Here is a 13,006-nt window from a genome sequence, read left to right as displayed (position 1 = left end):
ATTCGAACGAAGCACGAACAACACCTACCGATCTAATAATTGATACCATTATTATATCACATTAACGCTGTGTCGTGTTGAACCAATTAGACAAAAGATAGGCTGTCGAGACTTTCTCGACAGCCTGAGCGTCCAAAGGACGCAAAAGAGATGCCATACAGAAGTGTTAGCCGCATGATGAACTCCGTCTCAACCGACTTGGCGCTTGCGCCCCGAAGCGTCTAGTCATGCGCATGCAGGGTGCGCTTGAGCTCGCGCCTTCCGAACAATCCCTCTACTAAGTGTTCCACGGTACAGTCGATATCGCCATACGTGTTCACGATCGTGTCGATCGACGTCTCGTATTCCTTGTGAACGTACGGATGGAAGTGCGAGACGAATATGATCGGCGTGCCGAGCTTCGTCCAGCCGCCCATCATGTTCCGGGCGACCTCGTCATGCAGCCGCACGACGTTCAGTCCATAGCTCAGCCGGCTTCCGATGGAGCAGATAACGAGGTCGAAGGAGCGATCGACCATGGCCTGATACAACCGGTCCGGTCCCGGATCGATCCACTGCGTCACTTGGCCGGAATATTTCCCGAGCTCCGACTTGATTCGGCTGTACAGCTCCCCATACTGACCGTGATTGTTCATAATGGCCGCATGCAGCACGCGCGTGTCGTTCGCGACCGGATAGGGCACCAGATGATGACGGTCCCGGACGACGGTGATGCTCCGGGCGACAACCTCCCTGGCTGTTGCCGCATGGCGGGCTGCATCCGAAGCCTCGCGCTCAACCGGCTCCTTATTCAGCAGTCCCAACTGATGCTTGAGCGAAACCACCCTAACCGCCCGTTCGCGCAGCGTCTCCATGGAGAGCATTCCCGTCCTTAGTCTCAGCTCCATCTCGCGATAGAAGACAACGTCCATGCGCGGGAACAGCAGAATATCGCAGCCGTTCTCCAGCGCGAGCGCGCAGGCGTCGAAGTAGTTCCGATAGCCGACGAGTCCGCCCATCTCCACCGCATCGGTCACGACGAGACCTTCGAAGCCCAGCTCTCCGCGCAGCAGATCGACGAGCAGCTTCTTCGAGATGGTCGCCGGCGGGTACGCGCCCGTCGCCTCATCGGGCTCGTCGAACGCGGGCAAGGAGATATGGCCCGGCATGACGGCCATCGCGCCGTCGTCGATCAGCTGCCGGAACACCTTGCCCGGCCCCTCGCGCCAAGCCTCGCGGTCAAGCGGGTTAACCGGCGTCGTCAGATGCTGGTCATAGGACCCGTAGCCGTCGCCGGGGAAATGCTTGATGGTCGCCATCATGCCATGCTCCTGCAGCCCGCGCATATACGCGGAGACGATCCTGGCGGCATGCTCGGGATCCCTGCCCGCGCTCCGCATGCTCACGACGGGGCTGTCGGGATCATACGCGAGATCGGCTACGGGCGAGAAGGTCCAATTATAGCCGAGCTCGCCGGCTTCCTTCGCCGCGATCGCGCCCACTTCGTAAGCGAGCTCCTCCGAATTCGCTTGACCGAGCGACATCATGTAGGGAAACTTCGTCGCGCCAAGCACCATGTTGCCGGCTCCGCATTCCAGATCGCTTACGATAAACGGCGGGATATTGCATGTCGACCGGAACCGGGCGATCTGCTCCAGCAGCTCCTCCCGTTTGGTCGGATGGAAGAACATCGCCCCGAACGTATCGTCGCGATCGCCGCCAACTCTTCCGTAAGTCGGGCAGCATACTTGATTAAGCAGCTCTCTTGGCGTCATGTCCGCTACTAGCTCCGCCGCTGCTTGTGAAAACTTGATCGCAAACTTCATGAATACAACCTCCTCTTTATGCCGCTCACAGCGACTCCATCCCTTTGCTGCTCTCCCGGTACTCCTGCGGAGTCATGCCCGTTTTTTTGCGGAACAGCCGCGTGAAGTAAGGCGCGGATTCGAAGCCCACCTCGGAGGCGATGTCGTGAATCTTTTTATCCGTTTGCTTCAGCAGCAGCTTTCCCCTCTGAATTCTTGTTTCGTTGATGTAGTCGAGCAGACCCTGCCCGGTCATTTGTTTGTACATGCGGGACAGGTACGGCGGGCTCAGATAGACGATGTCGGCGAGCTTCGTCAGAGAGAGCTCCTCGTGCAGGAATTGATGAATATAGCGTTGCACGCGGTCGACGATATCGTGGCTTCGTTCCTTCTGCTGCTTCGCGTTGTAATCGGCGATGCGTCTGCCCATTTCCCCGAAGAACGTCAGCATCGCTTCCAGCCCGGCATGCTGGTTCGGATCGTAGATCGACTCGATAGGCATCTCGCCTTTCAGTTCGCCGATCAGCTTCCGTTTGTTCAGATACGTCAGGAAAAACGCCGAAAGATGGGAGAACAGCTCCAATCCCAGCCATTTGCCCTCCTCGCTGGCGAACAAGCCGCCGCTTACCTGGAACAAGCTCTCGTACAACGCTTCGAACTCGTCCGTTGTTCCGTTATCCATGGACGCCTCGAGCAGATCGAGCTTATGGATATTGGAGCGAAGACGGCCGATCTCGAGCATCAAATCGCTGGACGGCTTCGAGCCATTGAAGTCATGCTCCGGCGTTTCGACCACCAATGTTTCCTCCCCCGCCGCCATGCAGAAGGTCAGCTGAAGCTTCAGATGCTCGAGCAGCTCGCCCGCCTGCTCCCAGCTAACGGCGCGCAGCGATACGGCGAGCGACAGCGGGATGCGCAGAATGCTCTTGCAAGCGTACTGAATGCTCTCGGCGCAAGCGTCCAGCGCCTTCCGCGCCGCTTCCATCGATTCGCCCCGCCTCGGTTGCAGCAGCCACACGATGCGCGAACGATCGTATTGGAACGAGATGTAGCGCACGTCCGAGCGCATATATTCTTCCGCGATATTATGAATCGAATAGAAGAGCAGCACCCGGTCGGCCGGGGCCGAGAACGAACCCCAGGCATCGATCCGGCCGACCATCGCGAGCACCTGCTGCTCGGGATCCAGATCGATGTCCAGCTCTTTGAACCGCTTCCCGCGGGCATCCGGACGGTCCACGTCTCCTTGCAGGAAATCGATCAAGTAATCACGGCGCAGGGAGGGCAGCGCGAGATGAACCTGCTGACGCGCCCGCTGCAAAATTTGTTTGTCGTTCAGCTCCGCTTCGATATCCGCGACCGCCTTCTCCAGCGCTTGCATGATCGCGCCGTCTCCTTCGGTCTTCAGGACGTAGTCGACGCCGCCCTTGCGCATCGCGGTTTGGACGTAATCGAAATCGTTGTAGCCCGTCAGGAAGATGACTCTGCATCTAGGCCGCATCGCAAGTATCGCATCCGCAAGCTCCATCCCGTTCATCCCGGGCATGCGGATATCCGTGAGCAGAATGTCGACCTTGCCGTTGCCCAGCTTCGCCAGCGCCTCCTTGCCGGAATAGGCTTTGGTCATGTCGAACTGCAGGTTAGGCATATCGCTCAGCGCTTCCACCAAGTAGTTGACGGCCAGCGGTTCATCATCCACGATCAGCAGCTTCATCATAACTAATTCCCTCCCGTATTCGTCGTTTGCCGCGCGTCCTCCGCATCGCTCTCGGGCAACGGAAGCACGACTTCGACCGACAATCCCGCGCCGGCGCTGTGCAGCCGGATGCCCGCCGAATCCCCGAATTTGAGCCGCAGCCTGCGATGCACGTTCAGCATGCCCGTCGTTTCGGCATCCTGGTAGTCCCGCGCGAACGTTCTCCGCCATTGCTCCATCTCCTCTGGCGGAAGCCCGATGCCGTTATCTTCGATGCGGATCACCGCCGCGGCCACCCCCTCTTGCGTGCGTTCGCACCGGAAGCCGATTCGAAGCAGGCAATTGTCCGTATCCCCGCCGAACCCGTGCTGATAGGCATTCTCCACGATAGGCTGGAGGATCAGCCTCGGGACGTGGAGCCCCGCCATCGCTTCCGGCAATTCCTCGAGGCTGACCATGATCCGATCCCCGAATCGAATCGATTGAATCTCGATATAGGACTGGACATGGCGGATTTCGTCCGCCAGAAGAACCTCTTCCTTTGCGTTCCTTGTAAGGTACTGGTAATAATCGCCGAGAAAACGGGTGAACCGGGTCGCGTTGTCGATGTCGTAAGCTTTGGTCATCCTGTAGATCAGATAGAAGCTATTGTAGAGAAAATGCGGATTGATCTGCGATTGCAGCTGCTTCAGCTCGGATTGCTGCAGCCGGATCTTCTGCTCGTACACTTCGTAAATCAGCTTGTTCAGGTGGGCGACCATATCATTAAACTTTTCGTATAGGTACTGGAATTCATCGTTGCTGTCATGCCGGATCTCCACCTGCATCATGCCCGCTTCCACCTTGCGGAAAGCGCCGACAAGCTTGCGAAGCGGCCGGTGAATGATGCGGTAAATCCAGTACGCGAAGAGGGGAAGAACCATGACGGCAACCGCCAGCGCGACCCAGAGGTACGTGCGGTAATTCTCAAGCGGCCCCATCACTTCGTTCTCCGGCACATAGACGATAAGACGAAGATTCAGCGCGGCCGAGTATTGATGGGCAATCAGAAAATTTCCGTCCTCGTAAGCAACCGCAGCGGTCTGAGCCGCCCCGTCATCCGATGCCCCCGTTCCCTCCACGCCCGCTTCCAGCCACGCGCTCTTCGTTTGATTCAGCTTATCCCTGATCTTACCGAACGAGTCGGCATGGCGGCCGCTGACGATGACGGCGCTGTCGCCGACTAACGCCGCCCCGCCGTTGCTATAGCCCGGCAGCTGTTCGAGGAACCGGTATAGTTCGGGAACGGCGATCTCCAGCTCCAGAATGAAGCTGGGGTTTCGAACGTTCAAGTTGTAAGGACTGGGATAAAATTCGCGAATATACAGACGCTCTCCCTCGTAAATAATAGGCTCGGCCGAACGCAGCGAGCTCTCCTTCACCTCGTCGAGCGTCGTTTGATTCAGGTCCCCGATATCCCCTTCCGACGAAACGACGCGATGAATCGAAGGGAGATACGCCTTGGCGGACGATATATAGACGCTGGACTCCTTGATCATTCTTAATCTGGCCTGCAGCCGCTTCGCCGCGGACAACTGCTCGTACAACGACATCCGCTGCACCATCAAGGAGAGGGAATCCAGATCCTCATCGTTCATGAATTCCCGCTGGAGATTGGTCATCCGGTCGATTTCCGTCTCCAGGGACAGCAGATAGAACTGAACCTGCTGCCGCAGGGAGCCGGATATTTCTTTCTCCACGATGCCGGCTCCTCTGTCGCTAATGGCCACGCCGAGCACGAGCAGAGGCGCCATAACGACGAGAAAGGCAAGCACGAGCTTGCCGAAAATCGTAAATCGTTTTCGTTTCATGTAACGATGCATAACCTGCTCTCCTTTTGGCGAAGAAGAAGCCACTCATTTCTATCTATGCTACTCCTTCACGCTGCCCAGAACAATGCCTTTGGTGAAGTGGCGCTGCAGGAACGGATAGACGAGCAGCACCGGAATCGAGCCGACGAACAGCTGGGCCGCCCGCGCGGTACGGTCCGACACCATGGTCAGCACGTCCATGTCCGTAGAGCTGTTAATGATCGATTGAATGCCGACCACGACCGTATAGAGGTAGCTCTGCAGCGGATAATGATCCGGCGAGTTCATGTACAGAATGCCGTCGAACCAGGCGTTCCAATGCATGACGATCGAGAATAGCGTAACGGTCGCGATGGATGCCGCGGACAGGGGGACGAATATGCCCCACATAATGCGCCAATGTCCGGCTCCGTCGATCAATGCGGCTTCCTCCAGTTCCTTCGGCAAGTTTCGGAAGAAATTGAGCAGGATGACGATATTGAATACCGGCACCGCCGCATGAAGCACGAGCACCCAGATCGTATCAAGCAGGCCAAGGAAGCGCATGGTCATGTACATCGGGATGATGCCCCCGCTGAACAGCATCGTGAAGACGAAGATCCAGACGTAGACGGTCCTGCCGGACAACGCCTTCGCATCCTTCGACAATGGATAGGCGACCAGTATCGTCAGAACCATGTTGATGGAGACGCCGAGCAATACCCGCAATACCGTAACGCCCATCGCCTTCATGAAGGCCGATTCCGTCAGGACGAATTCATACGATTTGGTCGTAAATTCGACGGGCCACAGGAACACCTCGCCGGCCGTTGCCGCGGAGTTGGAGCTGAACGAAACGGCGAACAGATGCACCAGGGGCATGACGCACAGGATTGCCAGGGCGGTAAGAAAGCCGTAATTGAGCGCTTGGAATAGACGATAGGACGACGACTTATGTCCGCTCATAGGTGGACACCTCCCTAGAAAATGCGATAATTGGCGAACCGGTACGCCAGGAAGTAGGAGACCGAGATCAGAACCAGGGACACCACCGATTTAAGCAGCCCGACCGCCGTGGCCAATCCGTACTGCGCTTCCTCCAAGCCGATTCGGTAGACGAACGTATCTATAATGTCGCCGCTCTCGTACACGGCTGGTCCATACAAATTGAACACTTGCTCGAACCCGGCGTTCAGAATGCTGCCGATGCTGAGCGTCGCCATCAGTACGATGATCGGGAGCATGCCCGGCAAGGAGATATGAAGCGTTTGCTTCCACCTGCTGGCTCCGTCGACCAGCGCCGCCTCGTACAGGGCGGGATTAATCCCGGCAAGCGCGGCCAAATAGACGATCGTGCTGAACCCGAATTCCTTCCATTCGTTGGATATGACCAAGGTATAAGGAAACCAATCGTTGCTGCCGAGGAAGAAGATGCTGTCGAAGCCGAGCCACTCGATAAACTGGTTCACGACGCCCCGGCTAGGGGACAAGATATCGATCAGAATGCCGCTTAGAATGACCCATGAGAGGAAATACGGCAAATAAACGAGCGTCTGTATCATCCGCTTGTACGCTTCTCTGCGGACTTCATTCAATAATAACGCGATGGATACGGGCACGACGATGCCGGCGACGATTTTCATCGATGCGATGAACACGGTGTTCCACATAATCTGCGAGAAGTTCGGCAGCTGTATCATATAACGGAAATGCTCGAGCCCCACCCAATCGGAGCCGAATATGCCTTTGATCGGCACGAATTTCTGGAAAGCGATCACGACTCCCGCCATCGGGATGTAGCTGAAGATCAGGATCGCGACGAGCCCCGGAATCAGCATCAGGTGTAACGGGATTTGCATCCGCCATCTTTTAATCATAGCAGTCTCCTCCGGTGCGAATATAAGGAGAAGGCGGCAGGTCCGCCTTCTCGATGCAACTGCGGTTTCATTAAATCCTCTCGTTTACCTCTGCCGTAATTTGATCTCCGCCGAGCTTCTTCCACTCTTCGACGAACTTGTCGAATTCGGAGATCGGCGCTTCGCCCATAATGATCTTGGTGAAGGTCTCGTCCTGGAACTTCTTCAAGGAGGCCATCTTCTCGGACATGGTCGGCGTGGCCGCTCCCTGGAATGCGTTGTACAGACCCAGCTTGTTTTTGTCGTAATAATCGACGACGCTGTAGGAGCCTTCTCCGCCGAATACGATCGTGGAGAACCACATCGTCTGATCGCCGTCCGCGTATTTCGTCAGACGGTCGTAATGAACGTTGGCCGGGAATCCGAGCTGGCTGCCGTCCTTCTTGGCCAGCGCGTCCTGTACTTGGCGGAACGCGTCCAGGTTCACGTTGAGCGGGTCGATCAGCACGGGATGATATTTGCCCGGGAATACGCCGTTCGCGTTGGATATGAACGGATTCGGGTCGGGCGCGTAGCTCGTCAGGTAATAGTGCTCCAGATAAATATTCGCCAGCTGAATCATCGCTTCCGGGTGCTTGGCGCCCTTCTTCACGACGAAAAAGTTGTTGGCCGTGTCGCTGAGCTGCGGGTTAACGGCGCTGCCGTCAACGGACACGATCGGATATACCTTCCATTCGGCGTCCGGATTGTTATCCTTGTTCGTCTTGTGGATGAATCCGCCGTCGGAGACGTTGCCGTAAGCGAGCCCCAGCCGGTCCGCCGCCACGTCTTCGGCAATTTTATTCCAGTCCTTTACAGTAAATTCACGATCGATGACGCCGTCCTTATACAACCGGCTCAGCTTCTCAAGCGCGGTTCTCATCTCCGGCTGAATCGAGCCGTATACCAGCTTGCCGCTTCCGTCCTTCAACCAGATGTCCGGATAAGCTTGGAATCCGTTGAAGAAGCCCTTCACCGTGCCGTGCGCCAGGAACAGATCCTTATTGAGCCCCAGGCCGTAAGTGTTGTCCTTGCCGTCCTGATCCGGATCGTCCTTCGCGAACGCCTCCGCGATCTTGATCACGTCGTCAATCGTTTTCGGCTCCGTCAGATTCAAGTTTTTCAGCCAATCCGCTCGAACGTAGATCATCTCCGCCGTACTGACGCCGCCGTTCACCTGCATTTGGGGAATGCCCAGCAGCCGTCCTTCGTAGGTCGCCGCATTCATGGCCGTTCCGTTATCCTGATGGAGCAGCTCTTTCAAATAATCGCTCCCGTATTGCTCAAGCAGCTGTGTCAAGTCTTCCAGCTGCCCCTCCTCGGATAGTCGCAGCAGCTCTTCCTTGTTCACGATCATGAAATCCGGAATATCGCCGGAGGCGATCGAAATGTTCAGCTTCTGGCGGTATTGCGACTCGTCCACGACCCATAGATTTTTGACGTTGATGCCGTACTGCTCCTTGAAAATATCCGTCCAGATATTATCGTCGATCGATTTCCCTTCGTCGTACTTGAAGCCTTGATTGACCGAGCGGACCGTCGTCACTTCGATCGGCGGATCGTATTTGCCGAGCGGCCCTGTCACCGCTGCCGCCTGGCCTCCGTTGTCCGCCGGCTCGCCGGACGGCTGAACGTTCGTTCCCCCGTTATTCGAGTTCGAGCACGCGCCGAGCGTAAGCGCCGCCGCCAGCAGCAGGCTGGCCGCCGTTAATGCTTTCTGTTTCTGTTTCTGTTTCATGTGTTCCCCTCGTTTCGTCTGGTATTGTCCTTTGCCTCTTCATTATAGATGCGGCTGTAAGCGCTTCGAAACAAGACGTTTTTGCGTTTCTTGCCTGTTTTTAATCGATCGCGCGAGATGGAATCAAGCTGCAAGTTTACCAGGTCACGCTGACGCTGTCGCTGACCGAGCGGGCCACGATCTTATGGCCTTGCCGTTCATAATGGATCGGGGCGCCGTCGGGATGCCCGTCGCGAAGCTCGACCCGTCCTCCCTCCAACGCGGCGATCGGAGGGTAGACCGTCAGCTCGGCATCCATAAGTCCGCTAATGACAAGCTGGCGCACCGACTGCTTCTTCCGCGTCGGGATCGCGCTCATCTCCCGGCACCATACCAGGGAATTGCGCTCCTGCCTTGCGAAGACTCGGCATTCGTCATGGAACGTGCGGTCAAGCGCGTAAGCAGCCGCACCCGTTCCGATTACCGTAGTCTGCCCGGTTATAAGCGGCTCGCCGTCCGGGAATCGCAGCCGGAACGATACCGACGTATCCTTCTTGCATCCGACGAAGAAATACGCGTTGTCGTGGCGTTTGACGAACATAAGCGCCGAAGCGGAGCTTTGGGCGTATTTATTCTGCGCGATGCTATACCCGAACTGCTGCAGCATGGATCTCATGGCTCCGGATGCATCGGCCCATTCGTCCGATTGGCGAACCGGCAGATGCGTAACGCCGGACGGCTCGAACGGCAGCGAGCCCCGTACCCAGCCGACTCGGCCGCCGTTCCATTCCGGCAGGGCCCGGCTGACCGTGAACGCCCGGCTTTGACCGGCTTGCCGCACTTCTCCCGCCAGCCCGTTGCCTACGTCCGAAGCGTCCGCGAGCGTCTCCGACAGTCCGCCGCCCGAGGTCATTCCGTAGTGGCGGAGCTTGCGCGGACGCGTCTCCTCGAGCTCCAGCGCGTCGGCTTCTCCAGACAGCGTATAGTCGAATTCGCCCTCGAGCGGCTCCGCTTTCTTCAGTCCGAGCAGCTCAAGCAAACGGTCATCGCGAACGGCTCCGTACAACAGAACGCGCCCCCCCTCCTTCACGTGGCTTGCGACGGCCTCCGCCTTGTCGCCTTCCAGCCAGCAGGCCGAAACGAGCAGAATCGTCTCCTTCAGCTTGCGTCTGGCCACCTGGTTCATGGAGAAATAGACGTCGCTGCCGATCACCGTGTTCAGCGGCAGTCCTTCGTTGATCGCGTTGCGCACGAACCAATCGTGGAAGAAGACGTCGCCGGAGCGTTCATTCGATGCCTCGACCGCCTCGTGCAGCTCGCGGAACGGATACAGCCAGGTCAAGATGCCCGGCTCGTCGGGACGATCGGCCAGCGCCCTCTTGAAGTGGGGAATAATCTCCGCGGGCCCCTCCTCGTTCAGCTCGCCGTATTCCGTATCGATCGTCAGGATCTCGATGACGCCCGGACTTTCCGCCTCTCCCCTTCCGTTCAGTCTGGCAACGGATAACGGGCAATAGATATCATGCGGCTCCCTGTCGTACAAGTCGAACCACGGATTTTGCCAGAACCACGGGTCGTTCGGATAGAAGCGGTACGGGTACGTCTCGCCCGGAAGCTCCGCGATCCGGGACATATAGCCGGTCATCTCCAGCCCGAAGTCGAAATTCAGCGCGCCCCAAGGCGAGTTCGGCGCGGGGTATTCCAGATAGTTTTTGTCGTACAGCTCGAGCATCGGGATATAATCCTTCGCCAGATCCATGCCGGTGCCGTAGTTCGTCCCCCTGATCTCCACGCGGAATTCCGGGCATTCCCGCTTGAACGAATCCCAGAACGACATGACGTTCGCGGACAGCTCGGCCTGATCGGCCAGCGGCATGCTCGTTCCGTCATAGTTGGCGCCGAGGTACGTCCAGGGGAAATACGACAGCGCGAAGCCGTTCGAAAACCAGATGTAATCGAACCCGAGCTCCGGCAGGAAGCTGGCGCACTGCTTGCCGAGGAACTCGCCGAACGGCGTTCCCTCCGGGATGCCGCCGGGATAAGCCGCGTAGGAGGCCGCATCCTCCTTGAGCTTGGACCAAGTGCAGACGACCGTATAGTCGGCCTTCAGCGCGACATACCGGCCGCCAAGCTCGGCCCGGTTGATCTCCGGATGCTTCTTGTATTTGAAATCCGAATACGCGAATTCCGGGCCGGCGTCGAAGGTGGCCCCGACCTCGAGCGTTACGCCGAACCGTTCGCGCGCGATTCGCTTGAACGAAGAGACAATGCGCTTTAAGCTGCCATATGTCATATCCGCCGGGTTATCCGTATAGATCCGGGCAATGCGGGGGTTGTCCTTATCCTGAATATGGCTGAAATATTCCTCGTTGGCGAAGCCGATATATTTCGCCCATTCGAAGGAATCGTCCAGGCTGCCGTTCCATGTCAGAATTTCGCTGCCGTCGGAGATCCACAGCAGCATGGAAGCCGTCTCCGCCATGTCTAGCAGAGGCTTCCACTGGCGCAGCGCTTCCGCGCATACATCGTCGATCGCCTGCTGCTCCAGACTCTTGAACGGCTTCAGGCTCATCTCCAGCGTGGCCCGCTTCAAGCTTTTGCTTCCGTTCTTGCTGCTCATTGCCACAACCCCCTTAGACGATTTCCAGCTCGATGCCCATAATTTTGGCTACGTTTTTGATTTTGTCGTTCACGTGGCCCACGCCCAACGCGAAGTGATGGGTAGGACCCGCCGAGCACCAGCTCTCGATGAACTCGGCCACGGACCGGTTGAAGCTGCAGCGCGTATTCGTATTGCCGGTTTGCGGGATTTCGCCCGGTATCGATTCGCCCTCCGTCGCGATCATCTTGTAGCGGCCGTCGGCCGTCTGCGAGATGCCGAGCAGCGTAACGGGGCCCGTCTTGATGCTGAATTCGACGCCGATGCCCGAGCCCGCCTTCCCGTGGAACACATCCAGTCCCCGAATGATCGGCCGGCCGTTCGCGATCTTGATGTTATGCGGACCGTCATGCCCGACAAGCACGACGTTGTCCACGAAATCGCAGGGGTGGAGCTCGGCGAACGATCCTCCCGCTTCCAGCCTGTCCATAATCAGCATCGCCGCGCACGTTTTCAGATCGGCCTCTCCCGCTAGCGGAATGCCTTTGCCCGTCAGCAGCGAGTTGCCCAGCACCATGTTCGATCCGATCCGTTCGTATTCGTTGTTATCCAGTCCCTTGTAATAATAAGCAAGGCCGGTCAGCCCGAACTCCGACACCAGCTTGTCGAGCCCGACCGCAACCTTGGCGGACCATTCCAGATCCTCCCGCTTGATCGGCCGCGTCACGGGATCGATGAACGGATCGGCGATCGTGAAGACGCTATGGATTTCCTCGATCTTCTCTTTCACTTCCCTCTCGGATACGCCGTTCACCAATTTCGCCAAATCGCACATCTCGAGCATTTGCACATGGGAACCGAAGGCCGCGGTGAAGGCGGTAGGATCCGAGTTCATGTCGTACATGCCTTCGTACGTATGGCCCAGGTAGCCGATCTTCGCCTGCTTGAACGCTTTGCGGGCGTTCGCGACCTGGCACCAGGACTTCAGCTCTGCCACGGCCCGCGGATCGTCACGCAGCGTGCCGACGATCATGCCGGCCGCGGGCTTGCCCGCCCGCACGAGGACGCCGCCGATTTCCGGGAGGGAGCAGATGTTGTCGTTCGCCAGCTGCATATAGGTCGTCGTCTTCCGGTAATCCAGCCGTTTGAGCGGCTGAAGCGCGACCAGCACCGTCGGCACGTTCAAGTTAAGAATGGCCGTCGCCGCCGAAGAGGACGTGACATACGTGCTCAAGTAGCAGAACAGAAAATCGACGTCCCTCGCTTTCAAATAAGAGGCAGCTTCGAACGACTTGTCGACGTTATCGACGAATCCTCCGTATACCACTTCGACATCGTTACCCTTCAGCATCGTCTCGAACTCGCGCCCGTAACCTTCCAGCTCCTCCTTCAGACCGGCGAACTGACCCCAATACGGCTCGTGGCCGACCGTAATAACCCCGACTCGCGCTTTCTTTCGAATGATCTGCAAACTCATCGTAAATTC

8 protein-coding genes are annotated in these 13,006 nt (G+C 57.6%); all 8 read right to left on the bottom strand.

What is annotated here, in order from left to right; genetic code table 11:
- Positions 1-221: 221 nt before the first annotated feature.
- The gene (locus tag NQZ67_RS13365; protein ID WP_257446324.1) at positions 222-1,805 is read right to left on the bottom strand and encodes a glycoside hydrolase family 3 protein; all 1,584 of its coding nucleotides are present in this window, start codon (positions 1,803-1,805) and stop codon (positions 222-224) included.
- A 25-nt stretch (positions 1,806-1,830) separates the two neighbouring features.
- Positions 1,831-3,501, bottom strand: a complete 1,671-nt coding sequence (locus NQZ67_RS13360) for a response regulator transcription factor (protein ID WP_257446321.1) — start codon at positions 3,499-3,501, stop codon at positions 1,831-1,833.
- 2 nt (positions 3,502-3,503) lie between these two features.
- Complete coding sequence (locus NQZ67_RS13355; protein WP_257446319.1) at positions 3,504-5,342, bottom strand: sensor histidine kinase; 1,839 nt, start codon at positions 5,340-5,342, stop codon at positions 3,504-3,506.
- A 48-nt stretch (positions 5,343-5,390) separates the two neighbouring features.
- Positions 5,391-6,275, bottom strand: a complete 885-nt coding sequence (locus NQZ67_RS13350; protein WP_257446316.1) for a carbohydrate ABC transporter permease — start codon at positions 6,273-6,275, stop codon at positions 5,391-5,393.
- 14 nt (positions 6,276-6,289) lie between these two features.
- Positions 6,290-7,186: an ABC transporter permease gene (locus tag NQZ67_RS13345; protein ID WP_257446313.1), complete on the bottom strand. Its 897-nt coding sequence runs from the start codon at positions 7,184-7,186 to the stop codon at positions 6,290-6,292.
- A gap of 70 nt (positions 7,187-7,256) precedes the next feature.
- On the bottom strand, positions 7,257-8,942 hold the full coding sequence (locus NQZ67_RS13340; RefSeq protein ID WP_257446310.1) for an extracellular solute-binding protein: 1,686 nt from the start codon (positions 8,940-8,942) through the stop codon (positions 7,257-7,259).
- 136 nt (positions 8,943-9,078) lie between these two features.
- Entirely contained in the window at positions 9,079-11,541 is a 2,463-nt protein-coding gene (locus NQZ67_RS13335) for a hypothetical protein (RefSeq protein WP_257446307.1), read from the bottom strand.
- A gap of 13 nt (positions 11,542-11,554) precedes the next feature.
- Positions 11,555-12,997 carry an L-fucose/L-arabinose isomerase family protein gene (locus NQZ67_RS13330; protein ID WP_257446305.1) on the bottom strand — a complete coding sequence of 481 codons (1,443 nt, stop codon included), beginning with the start codon at positions 12,995-12,997 and terminating at the stop codon, positions 11,555-11,557.
- Between the last annotated feature and the right edge of the window lie 9 nt (positions 12,998-13,006).

This window comes from Paenibacillus soyae (genome assembly GCF_024623455.1).
Taxonomy (GTDB): Bacteria; Bacillota; Bacilli; order Paenibacillales; family Paenibacillaceae; genus Pristimantibacillus; species Pristimantibacillus soyae.
The sequence above is the reverse complement of the archived record's forward strand: the minus strand, read 5'-3'. Positions and strand labels throughout refer to the sequence as shown.

Bases quoted from the DNA above. Each gene is read 5' to 3' on its own strand.
- NQZ67_RS13330 (WP_257446305.1), bottom strand. From the start codon at position 12,997: ATGAGTTTGCAGATCATTCGAAAGAAAGCGCGAGTCGGGGTTATTACG.
- NQZ67_RS13360 (WP_257446321.1), bottom strand. From the start codon at position 3,501: ATGATGAAGCTGCTGATCGTGGATGATGAACCGCTGGCCGTCAACTAC.
- NQZ67_RS13340 (WP_257446310.1), bottom strand. From the start codon at position 8,942: ATGAAACAGAAACAGAAACAGAAAGCATTAACGGCGGCCAGCCTGCTG.
- NQZ67_RS13365 (WP_257446324.1), bottom strand. From the start codon at position 1,805: ATGAAGTTTGCGATCAAGTTTTCACAAGCAGCGGCGGAGCTAGTAGCG.
- NQZ67_RS13350 (WP_257446316.1), bottom strand. From the start codon at position 6,275: ATGAGCGGACATAAGTCGTCGTCCTATCGTCTATTCCAAGCGCTCAAT.
- NQZ67_RS13335 (WP_257446307.1), bottom strand. From the start codon at position 11,541: ATGAGCAGCAAGAACGGAAGCAAAAGCTTGAAGCGGGCCACGCTGGAG.
- NQZ67_RS13355 (WP_257446319.1), bottom strand. From the start codon at position 5,342: ATGCATCGTTACATGAAACGAAAACGATTTACGATTTTCGGCAAGCTC.
- NQZ67_RS13345 (WP_257446313.1), bottom strand. From the start codon at position 7,186: ATGATTAAAAGATGGCGGATGCAAATCCCGTTACACCTGATGCTGATT.